Origin of the sequence: Streptomyces sp. NPDC101393 (assembly GCF_044767385.1) — a bacterium.
Lineage (GTDB): Bacteria > Actinomycetota > Actinomycetes > Streptomycetales > Streptomycetaceae > Streptomyces.
The window spans coordinates 269,015-286,487 of record NZ_JBIWNU010000007.1; the positions used below are offsets into that span (position 1 = coordinate 269,015).

Annotated in this window: 17 protein-coding genes; 10 read left to right on the plus strand and 7 right to left on the minus strand. The window is 72.3% G+C overall.

The window, feature by feature from the left end:
- The first annotated feature begins 35 nt into the window (after positions 1 to 35).
- From ACIRQ7_RS23450 to ACIRQ7_RS23460, 3 genes are all read left to right on the plus strand, one after another.
- Entirely contained in the window at positions 36 to 1,145 is a 1,110-nt protein-coding gene (locus ACIRQ7_RS23450; protein WP_404264758.1) for a DgaE family pyridoxal phosphate-dependent ammonia lyase, read from the plus strand.
- Positions 1,146 to 1,243: 98 nt separating this feature from the next.
- Positions 1,244 to 1,573 (plus strand): HPr family phosphocarrier protein, encoded by a 330-nt coding sequence (locus ACIRQ7_RS23455; protein ID WP_404264759.1) that lies wholly within the window; start codon positions 1,244 to 1,246, stop codon positions 1,571 to 1,573.
- A 61-nt stretch (positions 1,574 to 1,634) separates the two neighbouring features.
- Entirely contained in the window at positions 1,635 to 2,231 is a 597-nt protein-coding gene (locus ACIRQ7_RS23460) for a bifunctional 4-hydroxy-2-oxoglutarate aldolase/2-dehydro-3-deoxy-phosphogluconate aldolase (protein WP_404264760.1), read from the plus strand.
- A 7-nt stretch (positions 2,232 to 2,238) separates the two neighbouring features.
- Here ACIRQ7_RS23460 and ACIRQ7_RS23465 read toward each other — a convergent pair whose 3' ends face one another.
- Complete coding sequence (locus ACIRQ7_RS23465; protein WP_404264761.1) at positions 2,239 to 2,733, minus strand: ABA4-like family protein; 495 nt, start codon at positions 2,731 to 2,733, stop codon at positions 2,239 to 2,241.
- The gene (locus ACIRQ7_RS23470) at positions 2,730 to 3,644 is read right to left on the minus strand and encodes a hypothetical protein (RefSeq protein ID WP_404264953.1); all 915 of its coding nucleotides are present in this window, start codon (positions 3,642 to 3,644) and stop codon (positions 2,730 to 2,732) included. The genes ACIRQ7_RS23465 and ACIRQ7_RS23470 overlap by 4 nt, the downstream gene beginning before the upstream one ends.
- Positions 3,645 to 3,833: 189 nt before the next feature.
- Between ACIRQ7_RS23470 and ACIRQ7_RS23475 the strand changes: the two genes are divergently transcribed.
- The gene (locus tag ACIRQ7_RS23475) at positions 3,834 to 4,502 is read left to right on the plus strand and encodes a MerR family transcriptional regulator (RefSeq protein WP_404264762.1); all 669 of its coding nucleotides are present in this window, start codon (positions 3,834 to 3,836) and stop codon (positions 4,500 to 4,502) included.
- A 57-nt stretch (positions 4,503 to 4,559) separates the two neighbouring features.
- Here the strand turns inward: ACIRQ7_RS23475 and ACIRQ7_RS23480 are convergent, their stop codons facing one another.
- Both ACIRQ7_RS23480 and ACIRQ7_RS23485 read right to left on the minus strand, forming a co-directional pair.
- Positions 4,560 to 5,417: a siderophore-interacting protein gene (locus tag ACIRQ7_RS23480; protein ID WP_404264763.1), complete on the minus strand. Its 858-nt coding sequence runs from the start codon at positions 5,415 to 5,417 to the stop codon at positions 4,560 to 4,562.
- Positions 5,418 to 5,467: 50 nt separating this feature from the next.
- Positions 5,468 to 6,382: a 5'-3' exonuclease H3TH domain-containing protein gene (locus ACIRQ7_RS23485; protein WP_404264954.1), complete on the minus strand. Its 915-nt coding sequence runs from the start codon at positions 6,380 to 6,382 to the stop codon at positions 5,468 to 5,470.
- 227 nt (positions 6,383 to 6,609) lie between these two features.
- Between ACIRQ7_RS23485 and ACIRQ7_RS23490 the strand changes: the two genes are divergently transcribed.
- From ACIRQ7_RS23490 to ACIRQ7_RS23505, 4 genes are all read left to right on the plus strand, one after another.
- Entirely contained in the window at positions 6,610 to 7,857 is a 1,248-nt protein-coding gene (locus tag ACIRQ7_RS23490) for a glycine betaine/L-proline ABC transporter ATP-binding protein (protein WP_404264764.1), read from the plus strand.
- Positions 7,850 to 10,459 (plus strand): ABC transporter permease/substrate binding protein, encoded by a 2,610-nt coding sequence (locus ACIRQ7_RS23495; RefSeq protein WP_404264765.1) that lies wholly within the window; start codon positions 7,850 to 7,852, stop codon positions 10,457 to 10,459. The genes ACIRQ7_RS23490 and ACIRQ7_RS23495 overlap by 8 nt, the downstream gene beginning before the upstream one ends.
- A 358-nt stretch (positions 10,460 to 10,817) precedes the next feature.
- A complete protein-coding gene (locus tag ACIRQ7_RS23500) occupies positions 10,818 to 11,255 on the plus strand; it encodes a hypothetical protein (protein WP_404264766.1) in 438 nt (145 codons plus the stop codon).
- A gap of 175 nt (positions 11,256 to 11,430) precedes the next feature.
- On the plus strand, positions 11,431 to 12,186 hold the full coding sequence (locus ACIRQ7_RS23505; protein WP_404264767.1) for a helical backbone metal receptor: 756 nt from the start codon (positions 11,431 to 11,433) through the stop codon (positions 12,184 to 12,186).
- On the opposite strand, the gene ACIRQ7_RS23510 is transcribed toward ACIRQ7_RS23505, so the two are convergent.
- Positions 12,183 to 13,331: a TDT family transporter gene (locus ACIRQ7_RS23510; RefSeq protein WP_404264768.1), complete on the minus strand. Its 1,149-nt coding sequence runs from the start codon at positions 13,329 to 13,331 to the stop codon at positions 12,183 to 12,185. The two genes, ACIRQ7_RS23505 and ACIRQ7_RS23510, sit on opposite strands and share 4 nt — an antisense overlap.
- Before the next feature lie 180 nt (positions 13,332 to 13,511).
- On the opposite strand from ACIRQ7_RS23510, the gene ACIRQ7_RS23515 reads away from it, so the two are divergent.
- Together ACIRQ7_RS23515 and ACIRQ7_RS23520 are read left to right on the plus strand one after the other, a co-directional pair.
- Positions 13,512 to 14,456 carry a LysR family transcriptional regulator gene (locus ACIRQ7_RS23515; protein ID WP_401473370.1) on the plus strand — a complete coding sequence of 315 codons (945 nt, stop codon included), beginning with the start codon at positions 13,512 to 13,514 and terminating at the stop codon, positions 14,454 to 14,456.
- Between the two features lie 167 nt (positions 14,457 to 14,623).
- Positions 14,624 to 14,974 (plus strand): hypothetical protein, encoded by a 351-nt coding sequence (locus ACIRQ7_RS23520; RefSeq protein ID WP_404264769.1) that lies wholly within the window; start codon positions 14,624 to 14,626, stop codon positions 14,972 to 14,974.
- 90 nt (positions 14,975 to 15,064) lie between these two features.
- On the opposite strand, the gene ACIRQ7_RS23525 is transcribed toward ACIRQ7_RS23520, so the two are convergent.
- Positions 15,065 to 15,775 carry a gamma-glutamyl-gamma-aminobutyrate hydrolase family protein gene (locus ACIRQ7_RS23525; protein ID WP_401473364.1) on the minus strand — a complete coding sequence of 237 codons (711 nt, stop codon included), beginning with the start codon at positions 15,773 to 15,775 and terminating at the stop codon, positions 15,065 to 15,067.
- 74 nt (positions 15,776 to 15,849) lie between these two features.
- Complete coding sequence (gene eat / locus ACIRQ7_RS23530; RefSeq protein WP_404264770.1) at positions 15,850 to 17,337, minus strand: ethanolamine permease; 1,488 nt, start codon at positions 17,335 to 17,337, stop codon at positions 15,850 to 15,852.
- Positions 17,338 to 17,473: the final 136 nt, after the last annotated feature.

Here is a 17,473-nt window from a genome sequence, read left to right on the forward strand (position 1 = left end):
CGCCCCTTGATCCGTACCTCCGAAGGAAAGGCATCATGAGCACGCTCTACGACGACCTGGGCCTCGCCCCCGCCCTCAACGCCAGCGGCAAGATGACCGCCCTCGGCGGCAGCAGGCTCGACGAGCCGGTCATCGCCGCGATGGCCGACGCGGCCCGCGGCCATGTGGTGATGGACGATCTGCTGATCGCCGCCGGCCGGGACCTCGCCCGCGCCACCGGCACCGAGGACGTCTGCCCCACCACCGGCGCCGCCGCCGGGATCGCCCTCGCCGTGGCCGCCCTCATCGCCGGTACGGACCCGGCGCGGATCGAGCGGCTGCCGGACGCCGCGGGCGCGCCCGACGAGGTGATCCTGCAGAAGGGGCACGCCGTCCACTTCGGCGCCCCCCTCTGCCAGATGATCGCCCTCGGCGGCGGCCGCCCGGTGGAGGTCGGATCCGTCAACAAGGCCCGCCCCGAGCACCTAGCCGCAGCCGTCACCGACCGCACCGCCGCGCTGCTGTACGTGCAGTCGCACCACGCCGTACAGAAGGGACAGGTCCCGCTGGAGACGATGGTGGCCCTCGGGCGCGAGCGCGGCATCCCGGTGATCGTGGACGCGGCGGCCGAGGAGGACCTGCGGCGCTGGCCGGCCACCGGCGCCGACCTCGTCGTCTACAGCGGCGGCAAGGCCATCGGCGGCCCGACCTCCGGACTGATCTGCGGGCGGGCCGACCTGATCGCCGCCTGCCGGGCGCAGTACGGCGGGATCGGCCGTCCGATGAAGGTCGGCAAGGAGACCGTCGCCGGTCTGGTCCGGGCGGTCCGCGCGTACGGGGGCGCCGCCGCCGACCCGGAGGAGCAGCGGTCCCGGATGGCGCGGCTCGCCGAGCGCCTGGACCGGCTGCCGGGACTGTCCGCCCGGGTCGTCCGGGACGAGGCCGGCCGGCTCATCCACCGGGCCGAACTGACCGTGGATGCCGCGACGGCGGGACGGGATGCGGCGGGGCTGGCGGCCGAGCTGGCGCAGGGCAGTCCGCCGGTCTTCCTGCGGGACCATCAGGCCGCGACCGGTCGGCTGGCCGTCGATCCGCGTCCGCTGACGCCCGACGAGGAGGAGCGGCTGGTGGCCCGGCTCACCGGGATTCTGGAGGGCGCGGAGTGACGGGGGAGGCGGCGCGGCGGGACGTCCGGGCGGCCCCGGAGCTGCCGGGGGTACCGGAGGGAACGCAGGGGAGTGGCGGGACGCGAGGTGTGCAGGAGGTGGCTGTGGCACAGGAGTTGACGGGGTCCGATGGCGCGCCGGAGGCGGCCCTGGAACGCCGGCTGGTGGTCACCGAGGAGGCCGGGCTGCACGCCCGCCCGGCCGCCGCCTTCGCGCAGGCCGCGGGCCGCGGCGCGGCGACGGTGACGGTCCGCCGGGCCGCGGCCCGCCCCGGCGCCGACGAGCGGGAGGTCTCGGCCCGCAGCGTGCTGTCCCTGATGGCGCTGAACATCCGCTGCGGCGAGGAGATCGTGCTGCGCGCGCGGGGCGACGGCGCCGCCGAGACGCTCACCGCGCTCGCCGAGATCGCCGCGCCCACCGCCGGCTGACCCGGCGCCCCGACACCCGTACTCCACACGTCACTCCGCACGTCCGAAGGATGACCCCGCCATGCCCCTGACCCCCGCCGTCCGTTCCACCGTCGGCCATCTGCGGCAGGCGCGCGCCGTACCGACCGTACGGGCCGCCGACGCGGACGCCGCCGACGCGCTCGCCCGCGAACTGCTCCGAGCCGGATTCGCCACCTTCGAGTTCACCGCCACCACGCCGGGGTGGGAGGAACTGGTGGCGAGCTGGCGCCGGGAGTTCCCCCGGGCCGTCGTCGGGCTGGGGACGGTGACCTCGCCGGAGATCGCCGAGCGGGCGCTGGCAGCCGGTGCGGCGTTCCTGGTCAGCCCGTTCCAGGTGCCGGACGTACGGCCGGTGGCCGACGACGCCGACCGGCTGCTCGTCGAGGGCGGGCTGACCCCGTCCGAACTGCGCACCGCCGCCGAGCGCGGGGTGGCGAAGCTCTTCCCCGCGCACGTCGGAGGCCTCGCCTATCTGAGGTCGCTGCTGGCCGTACTGCCCGGCGCGCGGATCATGGCGACCGGCGGGATCACGGTGGACAACGCGGCGGACTGGCTCGCCGCCGGGGCGTTCAGCGTGAGCATCGGCAGCGATATCGCGGGCAATGCGCCGCGGCTGCGCGCACTGCTCGACGGCTGAGGCACCGTCACCCCGCCACGCCGGGCCGCGCCGCCCGGTCGTGCGGCCCGGGGCGCGCGGCCCGGTGGGGCGTGTCCGCGCGCTTGCGCCGGAAGCCCGCGCGGATGCCGAGGAAGAGCAGCACGCCGAGGGGGGAGAGCAGCACCGTCAGTACGAGCAGCGGCCCCATCACCAGCGGATGGATGCCCAGGGCGCGGCCCTCGCGGTACATCCACTGCCCCAGGAACAGGTCCCAGGCGATCACCTGCGCCCAGATGGCGCCGGCACCGCCCCCGAGGGCCACCAGCTCCTGGAAACCTGCCAGGTCGGGGCTGCGCACCGCGGCCCACAGCTGCGGGAACACCGGTATCGCCAGGGCGAGGTAGACGGCGATGACCGGCACCATCGGGAGCGGTGAGGCGGCCATCCGGTCGGTCCAGCGCAGGCCGGGGGCGAGGATCATCAGTGCCCAGAACGGCGCCGCGAGGAGGAAGGCCAGATCGAAGAGGGCGGTGTGGGTCATGCCGGCAACTCCGTTGCGGGGGTAGGGGTGTTGTCGTGGGGGGTGGTCACGGGCCGTCGCCGCAGCGCCGCGCAGGTGCCGGCCGCCGTCGCCGCGGCCGTCGCGCCGAGCGCGGCGAGCGTGGCGGCGTCCGGGTGGATCAGCGCCTGGCCGCGCAGCGCCTGCCAGGTCACCACCGCGAGCAGCGCGGTGCAGCAGCCGGCCGCGACGCGGACCAGGTGCAGCCGGACCCGATCGTCCCGCAGCCGGGCGAAGCGGGTGGCGAGCGCCTCGATGCCGTACAGGAAGAGCGGGATCGCCTGGAGGGCGTGCATGCCGACGAAGTGCGGGATGCGCAGATCGCCGCCGGTGGTGTTCCAGCCGGTGAGCGGCATGGCCGGGCCGCCGTCGGGGACGCCGACGCTGTGCGCGCCGATGACGGTCGCCAGATCGCCGGCGGCACGCTGCTCCGGCGTGGGGCCGAGCATCAGCCCGCCGAGCAGCAGGCCGACCAGCGCGAGGAGCAGTCCGTAGCGGATGGCCCAGGTGGTGGCCCGGTCGCCCAGGCGGGCCCGGAAGAGCAGGATCGCGAGGACCAGGGTGCCTGCCCAGAGGACGGCGATGGTGATCCCCATGACGGTGAACAGGGTCTGGTCCAGCGGGGTTTCGATGTTGTAGTGGCTGCGTCGGCCGCGCGCCGCCTGGGTGGTGATGATCGCCATCTCGATGGCCCCGGAGGCGACGACGGTGTGCGCGGTCCACCGGGCGGTCCGGCTCGGGGTGGCGCGGCGGGACAGCATCCAGGCCAGCGTGAGTCCGTAGAGCGCGAACGACACCGAGAACTTGAACGGTTTGAACCAGATCGGTGCGCCGACCAGAACCCGGTCGTCGGTGATCAGGCCCACGGCGGTGACGACGGCGAGCGCCGCCATCGCCCAGGAGAAGGCGAGCAGGGAACGGTAGGTGGACATGCGGATCCCCCAGCAATATGGATAGTAGTGCTTTCCGCTATCTGATAGCTGGACTATCTATGATGGGAAGCGGATTGGCAAGGCCGGGCGCGCTGGGGGCCCCGGGCACACGAACGCCGGGACACGGACCCGGAACGGAGAGGGCGGCAGATGCGCATCGGGGAATTGAGCCGCGACACGGGTGTGGCGGTCCCGACGATCAAGTACTACGTCCGCGAGGGACTGCTCCCCGCGGGCCGGCTGACCAGCCCCAATCAGGCGAGTTACGACGACATCCACGTGCGCAGGCTGCGGCTGATCCGCGGGCTGCTGGACGTCGGAGGGCTCTCCGTCTCGGTCGTCCGGGAGGTGCTGGCGGCCGTCGACTCACCCGACGAGCCGGTCCACAAGGTGCTCGGCGCGGCGCAGCACGCGATCACTCCGGTGACCGCCGCGCGGCCGGAGGGGCTGGAGGAGGCCCGTCGCGCGGTCGCCGAGCTGCTGGAGCGCCGTGGATGGCATGTCGAGCCGGACCATCCGTCGGCGGAGGTGCTCGCCGTCGCGCTGGCCACCTTCCGCGGCATCGGGCAGGGCGCCTTCGAGGAGGTGCTGGACGACTACGCCTCGGCGTGCGAGCGGATCGCCGCCGCCGATATGGCGTATGTGGGACGCAACGCCGAGGTCGACGGGCTCGTGGAGGGCGTCGTGATCGGCACCGTCCTGGGCGACGTGGTGCTCAGCTCCATGCGCCGCCTCGCCCATGTGGACCGGTCCGCCCGCACATACGGCGAGGGCGCCCAGGAGGCGTCCGGTGAACCGGACACGCCCTGGGCGCCCTAGGTCTGTCCTGTGGCGCAGTGGCTGCCGGCGGCGAGGCCGGCAAGGGGTTACGGAAGGTCAGGTGGCGGGTGCCGGGGCGGACTCCTGCTCCGCCTCCACCTGCTGGTTCCAGTCGCGCTTGGAGGCCTGCCAGCCGTCCTCGTCGTGGCCGGCGCGCCAGTAGCCGGAGATCGACAGGGCCTCCCGGGGGATCTCCCGCTCGACCCGCAGCAGGCGGCGCAGCTCCTTCACGAAGCCCGCCTCGCCGTGTACGAACGCCTGCACCCGGCCCGCCGGGAAGTCCAGGGCCCGTACGGCGGCGACGAGTTCGCGGCCGGCCGGGGCGTCGCCGCGGTGCAGCCAGGTGACCTCGGCGCCGGCCGGAATCTCCAGCTGCTGCTCCTCCTCGGGGCCCGCCACCTCGATGAAGGCGTGCACCGCGGAGCCGGCCGGAATCCGGGCGAGGGAGGCGGCGATGGCCGGCAGCGCGCTCTCGTCGCCCGCCAGCAGATGCCAGTCGGCGCCCGCCTCGGGGACGTACGCGCCGCCGGGGCCGAGGAAACGCACCTCGTCGCCCGGCTTCGCCCCCACCGCCCAGGGTCCGGCCAGCCCCTCGTCGCCGTGCACCACGAAGTCGACGGCCAGCTCGCGGGCCTCGGCGTCCCAGGAACGCACCGTGTACGTACGGGTGCTGGGCCACTGGTCGCGCGGGAAGTCGGCGCGGATCTGCGCGATGTCGAACGGCTCGGGGTAGGTCACACCGGGCACCGGGAAGAGCAGCTTGATGTAGTGGTCGGAGTACTCGCCCGCGGCGAACTCCGCCAGCCCTGGCCCGCCCAGCACGATCCGCACCATGTGCGGAGTGAGCTGCAGGCTGCGCACCACCTCGGCGTGGTGCACGGCGGGTTTTTTGCGGGCCGGTCGTTCTGCTGCCACGGCAATCTCCCCTGACGTGATCCAAAGTTAGGTTTACCTAACCTAACAGGTCATCGGTCCAGGGTGACGAGCAGCCGGTGCAAAGATCCACCCAAGCCCCACCGCGCGGCCAGTGCGTCCAGCCGCTCGGGATCGGCGGGCTCCGTCGGCAGCGCGTGATCGACGTCGGGGAACGGTGCGTCGGTCGCCACCTGCACGACGGTCGGGGCGACCGCGAGATAGGGGCGCGCCTCGGTCAGCCGCTTGCGCTGCGAGGGGGTCAGCTTCGAGGCCGGGTCGTCGGCGGCGGCCATGATCCCCGCCAGGTCGCCGTACGCGTCGAGCAGCTTGGCCGCGGTCTTCTCGCCGATCCCCGGCACTCCGGGCAGGCCGTCGCTGGGGTCACCGCGCAGCAGCGCCAGATCGGCGTAACCGGACCCGTCCACGCCGTACTTCTCGCGCAGCAGCGCCTCGTCGGTGATCTGCAGCATCCCGACACCCTTGAGCGGATACAGGATGCGGATGCCGCGGCGGTCGTCGACCAGCTGGAAGAGGTCGCGGTCGCCGGTGACGACGTCCACCGGGCCCGTCGCCCGGCCGGCCAGCGTGCCGATGATGTCGTCGGCCTCATAACCGGCGGATCCGATACGGGCGATGCCCAGCGCGTCGAGCACCTCCTCGATGACCGGAACCTGCGGGGAGAGGGTGTCCGGGATCTCCTCCTCGTCGGGGTCTGCGGAGCCCTCCGGGGCCTCCTCGGCGACCCGGTGCGCCTTGTAGGAGGGGATCAGGTCCACCCGCCACTGGGGCCGCCAGTCGAAGTCCATGCAGGCGACCAGGTCGTCGGGGTGGTGGTCCTGGACGAGCCGGGTGATGAAGTCCAGCAGGCCGCGCACGGCGTTGACGGGAGTGCCGTCCGGGGCTTTGACCGATTCCGGCACCCCGAAATAGGCGCGGAAGTAGAGGGAGGCGGTGTCGAGGAGCATCAGGCGTCGTGTCACACCTCGCATGATGCCGTATGCCCCAAACGTCACATAGATGTGAGCTGAATCACCGACGTGTTTGAGCCCCATAAAGAGGGGCAGGCGCGCAGCCGGAGCGGACCCGGTAAGGGATTCAACATTTTTACCGGTAAAGGCGGGCCGAACCCGCCCGCTCCACGACCTGCCTACGGGGGTGGCAGGTCGTTTCTCGTGCGACAAGAGAGGTATATGTGTCCAGGCTGCAAGCCGAGCACCTGTACAAAGTGTTCGGCAGACGACCCGAGGACGCGGTCCGGAAGCTCGAAGGCGGCGCGAGCCGCGACGACCTGCGGGCCGAAGGCACCACGGCCGCGGTGATCGACGCGTCGATCGAGGTCGACGAGGGCCAGATATTCGTCGTCATGGGTCTGTCCGGGTCCGGCAAGTCCACGCTGCTGCGCACGCTCAACGGGCTGCTGGAGCCGACCGCCGGAACCGTCCGGTTCGACGGCCAGGACCTCACTTCGCTCAGCGACAAGGAACTGCGCAAGGTCCGCTCCGAGAAGATATCCATGGTCTTCCAGCACTTCGCGCTCTTCCCGCACCGCAGTGTGCTGGAGAACGCCGCCTACGGGCTCGAAGTGCAGGGAGTACCCCGCGCCGAGCGCGAGAAGCGCGCCACCGAGGCACTCGAACTCACCGGGCTCCAGGGCTGGATCAAGTCCTGGCCCGACGAGCTCTCCGGCGGCATGCAGCAGCGCGTGGGCCTGGCCCGCGCGCTGGCCACCAACGCCGACCTGCTGCTGATGGACGAGTCCTTCAGCGCGCTCGACCCGCTGATCCGCCGCGATATGCAGGACCAGCTCCTCGAACTGCAGAAGTCGCTGAAGAAGACCATCGTCTTCATCACCCACGACCTCAACGAGGCCATGCGTCTCGGCGACCGGATCGCCGTCATGCGCGACGGCCGCATCGTGCAGATCGGCAGCGCCGAGGACATCCTCGTCAGCCCCGCCAACGACTACGTCGCCTCCTTCACCCAGGACGTGGACCGCACCCGGGTGGTGACCGCCGGCGCGATCATGGCCGACATCGACACCCTGCTCGGCACCGTGACCGCCGAGGGGAAAACGCTTCGCACGGCCGACGAGTTCCTGGCCGCGGCTCCCGCCACGGTCGGCCTCGACACGCCGCTCTTCGAGCTGTTCACCCCGTGCTCCCGGAGCAGCGTTCCGGTCGCCGTGACGGACGCGAACGGCAAGCTCGTGGGCGCGGTGGCGGCAGACCGGCTGCTCGCCGTCCTCGGCGAGCCCGCAGCCGACGCGACGCCCGCCGTCCCCGCCCAGGCGGACCCGGTGGAGGACGCGAAGCCGGCGGACGCCACGTCCGTGGACAAGCCCTCCATGGACAAGAAGCCCGCGGACGCCACGTCCGCGCAGACGTCCGGGAATCAGCCCGCGGACAACGACCCCGAGGGCAAGGTGATCGCCGATGCCTAGGATCCCGGTAGGCAGTTGGGCCAACGACCTCGTCGAATGGCTCACGAACAACGGCAAGTGGTTCTTCCACTTCGTCACCAGTGTCCTCGGCGCGTTCTACGACGCCGTGCACACCGTGCTCACCGCCCCCGAGCCGCTCATCCTCGCCGGCATCTTCGCGATCATCGCCTGGTGGCTGCGAGGTCTGCCGGCCGCGCTGCTGACGTTCGGCGGATTCGCGCTGATCGATTCGATCGAGCAATGGGACGAGACGGTCTCGTCGCTGTCCCTGGTACTGGTCGCCTGCATCATCACGATCGCGGTCGCCATTCCGCTCGGCATCTGGGCGGCCCGCAGCCGCGCCGTCGGCGGCGTGCTGCGCCCGGTCCTCGACCTGATGCAGACGATGCCCGCGATGGTCTACCTCATCCCCGGCATCCTCTTCTTCGGCCTCGGCCCCGTCCCGGGCATCGTGTCGACCATCGTCTTCTCCATGCCGCCCGCGGTCCGCATGACCGAGCTCGGCATCCGGCAGGTCGACGAGGAACTGGTCGAGGCGGCCGACGCGTTCGGCACCCACCCGCGGCGCACGCTCTTCCGTGTGCAGCTGCCGCTGGCGCTGCCCACGATCATGGCGGGCGTCAACCAGGTCATCATGCTGGCCCTGTCCATGGTCGTCATCGCCGGCATGGTCGGCGGCGGCGGTCTGGGCGGCTCGGTCTACAACTCGCTCAGCTCCGTCGACGTGAAGCTGGGCTCCGAGGCGGGCCTCTCGGTCGTCATCCTCGCCGTGTACCTGGACCGGATGACCAGTGCGCTCAACCAGCGGGTCTCCCCGCTCGGCAGGCGCGCGCTCGCCAAGGCGCAGGCCGCGCTCGGGGGCCTCAAGGTCCTCCAGTGGAAGCCCGCGACGTCCCTCGCGACGGTCGGCGTGGTCGTGCTCGCGCTGGTCGCCGGCGGGATGGGGGTCTTCGGCCAGGGCAGCGGAAGCGGCTCGGCGGGGACCGACGGCAACGGCCGCGCGATCAACCTGGGCTACGTCAACTGGGACGAGGGCAAGGCCACCACCTTCCTGTGGAAGGAAATCCTCGAACAGCGCGGCTTCAAGCCCAAGACCCAGGCGCTGGACGCCGGCCCGCTCTTCACCGGGCAGGCCCGTGGTGACATCGACGTGCAGACCAACGCCTGGCTGCCGACGACCCACGCCTCGTACTGGAAGAAGTACAAGGACAAGCTGGAGGACCTGGGCGCCTGGTACGACAAGACCTCCCTGGAGATCGCGGTCCCGTCCTACATGAAGGACGTCAAGACCCTCGACGACCTCAAGGGCAAGGGCGGGAAGTTCGGCGGCAAGATCACCGGCATCGAGCCCGGCGCCGGCGAGATGAAGATCCTCAAGGACAAGGTCCTCAAGGACTACGGCCTGGAGGGCGAGTACAAGGTGCAGGAGTCCAGCACCTCGTCGATGCTCACCGAGCTGGACCGCTCGATCAAGGAGAAGAAGCCGATCGCGGTCACCCTCTGGTCGCCGCACTGGGCGTACAACAAGCACAAGCTGACCAAGCTCAAGGACCCCAAGGGCTCCTTCGGCTCCGGTGACAGCCTGCACATGCTCGGCCGCAAGGGCTTCGCCAAGGACGAGCCGAAGGTCGCCAAGTGGATGAAGAACTTCCACCTGGACGAGAAGCAGCTCACCAGCCTGGAGAACGACGTCAAGCAGGCCGGCGTCGGTCACGAGCAGGACGGTGTGCGCACCTGGCTCAAGAAGCACCCGGGCCTGGTCGACAAGATCGCCCCGTCCGCCAACGCCCAGTACGCCAAGGGCAAGGACGCCGGCAAGGCGCCGAACATCGGCTACCCGGCGTGGGACGAGGGCATCGCCACCACGTACCTCTGGAAGAACGTTCTGGAGAAGCGCGGCTACAAGCCGAACATCCGCAACCTCGACGTCGGTCCGATGTGGACCGGGCTGTCGACGGGGCAGATCGACGTGGAAACCGATGCCTGGCTCCCGGTCGCGCAGAAGCAGTACTGGGACAAGTACAAAAAGGATCTCGTCGATATCGGCCCCTGGTACGACAAGACCACGCTGGAATTGGCGGTCCCGTCCTACGTCAAGGGCGTGAAGACCCTCGACGACCTGCGCGAGCACAAGGACGAGTTCAAGGGCAAGATCATCGGAATCGAGCCGGGCACCGGCGAGATGAAGCGCCTCAAGAGCACCGTCGCTCCCGCCTACGGTCTCCAGGACTTCGATGTCACCGAGGCCGGCACCAGTGCCATGCTCACCGAGCTGAAGCGGGCGTACGAGAACCATGAGCCCATCGCGGTGGTCCTCTGGTCCCCGCACTGGGCGTACAGCAAGTACGACCTCACCAAGCTCAAGGACCCCAAGGGCACGTGGGGCGCCAACAACCAGATCAAGACCGTCGGCAACAAGAGCTTCCCGAAGAAATTCCCGGAGTTCAACGGCTGGCTGAAGAACTGGAAGATGAGCGCTGACGAGCTGGGCAGCCTGGAGAAGGAAATCCAGGCGGCCGGCAAGGGCAATGAGAACAAGGGCGTCGAGAAGTGGATCGATGCCCACCCGGGCATCGTCGACAAGATGGCCCCCGTGAAGTAGCCCGCTCCGGCGCCTGCTTCACGACGGCGAGCCCCGCCACCGGATATCCGGTGGCGGGGCTCGTTTTCTTGTCGTCCGGCGGTGCGGGATGCGGCGCGGCGGCGTCAGCCGCGCTGCCGGGCCCCGTGCCGGAACATGCGGCAGAACAGCCGGCACAGGAGACCGCCGTCGCCCTGTGGTTCCCCCGCCCAAGCCCCCCGCCGGCAGCCCGCCCGGCAGGCCCACCGCCCCCGCGGATCAGCGCCGTCCACCGACCGGCCGCGCTCGTGTCGCGGCCGGGCGCGAGGGGTGATGTGCTGCGAACGTGCCGGTTCTCCCTCGCGGCCGGCCGCGGCCGCGGCCGGCCCTGGAGACGACCGTGAACCCTGCGCGCATAGCCACCGTCACTCTGCTCACCGCCGTCACCCTGGCGATCGCCGCGCCCCTCGCGTCGGCGCAGGTGGAACCGGATCCGATGTCGGCCGGGCAACGCGTGAGCATCAGTGACGGCACGCGGTGTGCCGGGGAGACGACGGCCAGGGCCCTGTCGACGCTGTTCGGCGTGGTGGTTCTGCGGCCGGGCCGCGGCGGGATGACGGCGGACGCGAAGGTGGCCGCGGGAGCCACGCCCGGCCGCTACAAGGTCACCGTCGAATGCGGCTCCGGCGGTCCGAAGTTCACCGAGAAGGTCACCGTGCGCGGTGGCCGGGCCGACGGCGTGAGCGCGAACCAGGCGGCCGGCGGCCTGGCCCTGCTGGCACTGGCGGGTGGGGCCGCCTACCTGCTGCGCCGCAGCGTGAACGGCAGTTCCTGGTAAGGCGGTTCACCCCCCGGGCCGTACCCGGACCGACCCCGTACCCGGACCGACCCCGTACCCGGACCGACCCCGTACCCGGACCGACCCCGTACCCGGACCGACCCCGTACCCGGATCGTCCGCGGCCCCGGACCGCGATGTCACGGCCGGCCGGCCGGCCCGCGTACCGTGGCCGGATGACCGGTCACAAGTCCACCCGCCGGGTGGTGTCCCTGGTGCCGTCCCTCACCGAGGCGGTGGCCGCCGGCGCCCCCGGCCTCCTGGTCGGCGCCACCGACTGGTGCAGCCACCCCGCGGACCTCGACGTCGCGCGCATCGGCGGCACCAAGAACCCCGACACCGCCAAGATCGCGGCCCTCGCCCCTGACCTCGTGATCGCCAACGAGGAGGAGAACCGCCCGCAGGACCTCGCCGCCCTCCGGGCCGCCGGTCTCGACGTGCTGGTCACCGAGATCCGGACCCTCGACCAGGCGCTTCGCGAGCTGGAGCGTGTCCTCGTACGCGGCTGCGGGCTGCCCCGGCCGGAGTGGCTGGACGCCGCCGAGGCGGCCTGGCGCGCGGTGCCGGCCCGGCCGGCGGAGCGGCGGGCCGTGGTGCCGGTCTGGCGGCGGCCGTGGATGGTGCTGGGACGGGACACCTTCGCCGGTGATCTGCTGGCCCGTCTCGGCGTGCACAACCTCTACGCCGGGCATCCCGAGCGCTATCCCCGCATCCCGCTCGACGAGCTGAACTCCGGCGCCGCCGACCTCGTCGTCCTCCCGGACGAGCCGTACCTCTTCACCGCGCAGGACGGCCCCGAGGCCTTCCCCGCGCTGCCCGCGGCGCTCGTCAGCGGCCGCCATCTGACCTGGTACGGACCGTCGTTGGCCGAGGCCCCGGAGATTCTGGGCGCGGCGCTGGCCGCTGCGGGGCAGGGCGGCGGCGGGGGTTAAGCGGCGGCCGGCTGCGGCTGCGGGGGCGCGAGGAGCCGGCCGCGGGCCAGGCCGTGGACCGTACGGGCGGCGGTCACCGCCACCGCCGTCAGCAGTGCCGCGAACAGCGCCACCGCGAGCACGTCGAAGGCCACGAGACCGGTGTGGTGGGCCAGCCCGGCCGCGCCGGTGACACACGTCCCGAGGGGGAAGGTGAAGCCCCACCAGGTCATCGAGAAGGTCATCCCGCCGCGGAAGGCCCGCACCACCATCGCCGCCGCGATCGCCAGCCACAGCAGCGCGAAGCCCATCACGGGCACGCCGTACAGCACCGCGAACGCCCCCATCGCGTGTGCGGACGAGGCGTCGACGGCACCCGGAGCGGCGTCGGCGAGGTTGTTCACCGCGGTGGTGGACTGGCCCAGCGGGCCGAGGACGAGGAACAGCGTGGGAGTCAGCGCGAGCGGCAGCGGACCGTGGTGGAAGAGCCGCGCCAGCACGAGCGGCAGCACCAGCAGCGTCGCCAGCAGCGACATCCCGAACAGGCCGTAGCAGCCCAGCAGCATCGCCGTCCGCCACTGCCCGGCCGGCAGATGCGGCACCAGGGCCGGGCCGAGCGCCGCCGAGACCATCGGGGCGACCAGCGGCAGGATCCACACCGGTGAGGCGCTGCCCACCTCGATGCGGTGCCGGGTGACCATCAGATACGGGACGGTCGTCGCGGCAGCCAGGCCCACGAGGGTGCCCAGGATCCACAGCGCGGTGTCAACGGCGACCGCGGGCCCTTCGCCGATCACGCCCCGGCCGACCGCGAGCGTGCCGCCCCCGACCGCCAGCAGCGCCATCGACAGGCAGCCGTAGAACGGGGCGACCGCCGGGTCCAGCAGGTGCTGCCGCGCCTGGTCGCCGTGCCGGACCCAGTGCACGGTCCGGGCGGCCAGCAGGGTCACCAGCAGCAGGACGGCGAGCGCCCAGACGCACGCGTAGGCGCCGCGCAGGCCGGGTGCGGCGAGCGGAAGCGTCGCACCGGCGTTGGCGACGATCGCCGTGCCCATCACGACGGCGTACCAGTTCGGGCCGAGATGGCGGACGGAGGATGCCGGGCCGGGGGTGCTGCGGCCGGTGGCGGACCGGGACCGGGAAGGTGCTTGCGCGAGTGTTGCCATGGCACCAGCGTCGTCGCGCCGGCCCGGCCCCACCAGGGACGTCGTGTCTATGGGGGCATAAGCTGGATTTATGCGCATGGGGCTTTATGAGGGGCGGGGGCCGGCTTTCGGCCGCGCCGACACGGACGGGACCGGCCGGCTGACGGGGCCGGGCACCGGCGGCGGCCACCGGGCGGCGGCATGACCGGCGCCCCGGACAACGGCACACCCGACCCCGCCGTGCCGCTCGCGCACCGGGTCCCGGACCTCGGCGCGCTGGAACTCCTGCTCGCCGTCGCCCGGCTCGGCAGCCTGGGGCGCGCCGCCCGCGCGACCGGCGTCACCCAGCCCGCCGCCAGCAGCCGGATCCGCTCCATGGAGCGGCAGCTGGGCGTCGCGCTGGTGGAGCGCTCGCCGCGCGGCTCCCGGCTCACCGACGCCGGCGCGCTGGTCACCGACTGGGCCCGGCGGGTGGTGGAGGCGGCCGAGGCGTTCGACGTGGGCGCGCAGGCGCTGCGTGGGCGCCGGGACTCCCGGCTGCGGGTCGCGGCCAGCATGACCATCGCCGAATATCTGCTGCCCGGCTGGCTGATCGCGTTGCGGGCCCAGCGCCCGGGGACCGCCGTGTCGCTGCTCGCCGGCAACTCCACCGTGGTCGCGGAACGGCTGCTGGCCGGCGAGGCGGACCTCGGCTTCGTCGAGGGGCTGACCGTGCCCGCCGGTCTCGACGGCACGGTCATCGGCCACGACCGGCTGATCGTCGTCGCCGCGCCGTCCCACCCCTGGTCCCGGCGCCGTACCGAGCTGACCGCAGGTGAGCTGGCCGCGACCCCGCTGATCCTGCGCGAACGCGGCTCGGGAACCCGGCAGGTGCTGGACGCGGCGCTCGCCCGGCACGGCGGCCTCGCGGACCCGCTGCTGGAGCTCTCCTCCACCACCGCGGTCAAGTCCGCGGTCGTCAGCGAGGCGGCGCCGTCCGTGCTGAGCGAACTCGCCGTCGGCGAGGAGCTGACCGCGCGCAGGCTGGTGGAGATCCCGGTCCACGACCTGCGCCTCGGCCGCGATCTGCGCGCCGTCTGGCCTGCGGGCCAGCGTCCGGCAGGACCGGCCCGACAGCTGCTGGGGCTGACGCGCGGGGGTTCCTGACACCGGGCGGCCGCCAACGCCCCGTGTGCGGTGGCACGTTGACGGCGGGGCGGCAACGGCCCCCCGCTCGGGGAGCGTTGATCGCGGCGTGAATGCTTCGCTAGTGTGTACGACTGATCGAGGGCGGATACGGCCTCGGCATGACACACAACGGGGAGTCACCACACATGAGGCTCAAGTTCCTCGCACCCGCGCTCGCTTCGGCCGCCCTGCTCGGCACCTTCCTGAGCACCCCGGCTGCAGCGGCCGGCGCCTCCGCGACCACCGCCGCCGCGCCCGCACCGGCCGCCTGCGTCAAGGTCATCGCGGCGGAGAGCGTGAAGATCCGCAAGTCCAAGGCGGTCAACGCCACCGCGCTCGGCCTGCTTCCCAAGGGCTACTCGGCCTGCACGACCGGCAAGCCGGCGAGTGCCGGAGGGTCCTACGACCTCTGCGGATTCAAGGACAACTCCTGGAAAGAGATCACGTACAAGGGGATCACCGGCTGGATTCCCTACTACTGCACCAAGGGTCTGTAGCGCCGGATCACTGCACCAAGGGTCTGTAGCGCAGGCTGTCCCGTTCCATGAGCGGTAGCCGGTGAGGCGGGGCGCTCCCGGAGCGCCCCGTCACGCTTCCCGGGGTGCCCCGGCTGCCGCGGCCACCAGCGCGTCCATCACCCGGGTGTCGTCCCCGGCCTCCGGGTGCCACTGCACGGCCAGCGTGAATGCCCGCGCGTCCGGCAGCTCCAGCCCCTCGATGGTCCCGTCCTCCGCGAACGCCGAGGCCAGCAGCCCGTCGCCGATACGGTCCACCGACTGATGGTGATACGTCGGCACGGACACCGGCTCGGGCAGCGCCGTGCCGAGCAGTGTCCCGGGCACCGGCTTGATCGCGTGCCGCTCGAAGACGCCGGGGGCGCCCGCGTGACCGTCGAGGTGCTGGACGAGGGTGCCGCCGCGCGCCACGTTCAGCAGCTGGAGGCCGCGGCAGATGCCCAGCAGGGGGACGCCGCCCGCCAACGCCGCCTCGATCAGGGCCAGTTCCCACGCGTCGCGGTCCAGGGCGGGCGGTCCGGTCCGGGGGTGCGGCTCGGCCCCGTACCGCGCCGGGGCCACGTCCGCGCCGCCGGCGATCACCAGCCCGTCCAGACGGGCGACGGCCGCGGCCGCGGTGGCCGGGTCGCCGGGCGGCAGCAGCGCGGCGAGGCCGCCCGCCCGCTGCACCAGCTTCGGATACCCGGCGGGGACCAGGGCGGCGGGCAGCGTCCACACCCCCCAGCTGGCCTCTTCCTGGTAGGTGCTGATGCCGATGAGCGGCTGCCGGGGGTCCTGGGACATGCGGTGCGGAGTCCTTCGTGCGGAGTGGGGAAGGGGCGGGCGGGGCCGGCCGGTGTGCCCGGACGGCCCCGGGGTCAGTCGCGTTCGAGTTCGGCCTCGGCGGCGGCCAGCGCCGCGAACTCCTCCTCGGGCGCCGCGGCCACCAGCCGGTGCCGTGAGTAGAACGCGAAGTAGGCGAGCGCCACGACGTACACGCCGAGTGCGATGAAGGCGGCCTCCTTGTCCACCAGGAACGTCGCCACCAGCGCGGAGCAGGCGAGGACGAAGGCCACGGACGAGGTCAGCATGCCGCCGGGGGTGCGGTAGGGGCGGTGCAGACCGGGCTCGCGGCGGCGCAGCACGATGTGCGACAGCGCCATCAGGGCGTAGGAGATGGTGGCCCCGAAGACCGCGACATTCAGCATCCGGGCGCCGTCCCCGGTGGCCGCGGCGAGCGCGAAGCCGAGCGCGCCGGGGACCAGCAGGCCGAGGTAGGGGGCCTTCCGGCGGCTGGTGAGGGAGAGGAAACGGGGGAGGTAGCCGGCCCGGGAGAGCGCGAAGAGCTGCCGGGACCCGGCGAAGATCAGCGAGAAGAAGGACGCCACCAGGCCCGCGAGTCCGGCGTAGTTGACGATCCGGCTGACGGTGGTGGGCTCGCCGTGCGGCTGCAGCGCCTGGACCAGCGGGTCACCGGCGGACTGGATCGCGGCCGAGCCGCGCGCTCCGGTCGCCGCGATGAAGGTGACCAGCGCGAGCAGCAGCAGGATGCCCATCGCCGCGCCCATCGCCTTCGGCAGCGACTTGGCCGGGTCCTTGGTCTCCTCGGCGGCCAGCGGCACACCCTCGACGCCGAGGAAGAACCACATGCCGAACGGGAAGGCCGCCCAGATGCCCAGGATGCCGAACGGCAGCCAGGAGTTGGCCCCGAAGGCGCCGGCCTTGACGGGGATGTCGTTGAGGGCGTCGACGTGGAAGTCGGTGAGCGCGGCCAGTGCGAAGACGAGGAGGGCGGCGACCGCTATGGCGGTGACGACCAGGCTGAAGCGCAGCGCCTCGCCGACGCCCCACAGGTGGATCCCGATGAAGAGGACGAAGCAGGCGAGATAGACCGGCCAGCTGGAGTGCAGGCCGAAGAGGCCCAGCGACTCGACGTAGTCGCCGATGAAGATCGAGATCGCGGCGGGCGCCAGCACATATTCGATCAGGATCGCGGTGCCGGTCAGGAAGCCGCCCCAGGTGCCCAGCGCGCGCCGGGCGAAGCCGTAGCCGCCGCCCGCGGTCGGCAGGATCGACGCCAGCTCCGCCAGCGCGAAGACCAGGCAGGTGTACATCAGGCCCATCAGGACGGCGGCGATGGCGAGACCACCGAAGCCGCCCTGCGCCAGGCCGTTGTTCCAGCCCGAGAAGTCGCCCGAGACGACGTAGGCGACGCCCAGCCCGGTCAGCAGCAGCGGTCCCGCGCTGCCGCGGCGCAGGGCCCGGCGCTCCAGGTAGGCGGCTTCGGGCGATCCGGCGCCGCCGGGGGGCGGCCCGTCCGCGGACGGGGTGGGCGGTGCGGTCGGGGAATCCGTGCTGTCGGCCATGAGCCGCTCCTGCCTCGCCGAGGGGTATCCGGATTAAAGGTTCAGCGGCATACCTTTGCTGCCGCTGCTGCCCGAGCGCAAGACCTGTGCGTAAAAGACTCGTAACGTCGGCCTCCTCGGGGGACCCGGCATGCCG

Bases quoted from the DNA above. Each gene is read 5' to 3' on its own strand.
- ACIRQ7_RS23450 (WP_404264758.1), top strand. From the start codon at position 36: ATGAGCACGCTCTACGACGACCTGGGCCTCGCCCCCGCCCTCAACGCC.
- ACIRQ7_RS23460 (WP_404264760.1), top strand. From the start codon at position 1,635: ATGCCCCTGACCCCCGCCGTCCGTTCCACCGTCGGCCATCTGCGGCAG.
- ACIRQ7_RS23465 (WP_404264761.1), bottom strand. From the start codon at position 2,733: ATGACCCACACCGCCCTCTTCGATCTGGCCTTCCTCCTCGCGGCGCCG.
- ACIRQ7_RS23470 (WP_404264953.1), bottom strand. From the start codon at position 3,644: ATGGCGGCGCTCGCCGTCGTCACCGCCGTGGGCCTGATCACCGACGAC.
- ACIRQ7_RS23475 (WP_404264762.1), top strand. From the start codon at position 3,834: ATGCGCATCGGGGAATTGAGCCGCGACACGGGTGTGGCGGTCCCGACG.
- ACIRQ7_RS23485 (WP_404264954.1), bottom strand. From the start codon at position 6,382: ATGCTCCTCGACACCGCCTCCCTCTACTTCCGCGCCTATTTCGGGGTG.
- ACIRQ7_RS23495 (WP_404264765.1), top strand. From the start codon at position 7,850: ATGCCTAGGATCCCGGTAGGCAGTTGGGCCAACGACCTCGTCGAATGG.
- ACIRQ7_RS23505 (WP_404264767.1), top strand. From the start codon at position 11,431: ATGACCGGTCACAAGTCCACCCGCCGGGTGGTGTCCCTGGTGCCGTCC.
- ACIRQ7_RS23510 (WP_404264768.1), bottom strand. From the start codon at position 13,331: ATGGCAACACTCGCGCAAGCACCTTCCCGGTCCCGGTCCGCCACCGGC.
- ACIRQ7_RS23515 (WP_401473370.1), top strand. From the start codon at position 13,512: ATGACCGGCGCCCCGGACAACGGCACACCCGACCCCGCCGTGCCGCTC.
- ACIRQ7_RS23520 (WP_404264769.1), top strand. From the start codon at position 14,624: ATGAGGCTCAAGTTCCTCGCACCCGCGCTCGCTTCGGCCGCCCTGCTC.
- ACIRQ7_RS23525 (WP_401473364.1), bottom strand. From the start codon at position 15,775: ATGTCCCAGGACCCCCGGCAGCCGCTCATCGGCATCAGCACCTACCAG.
- eat (WP_404264770.1), bottom strand. From the start codon at position 17,337: ATGGCCGACAGCACGGATTCCCCGACCGCACCGCCCACCCCGTCCGCG.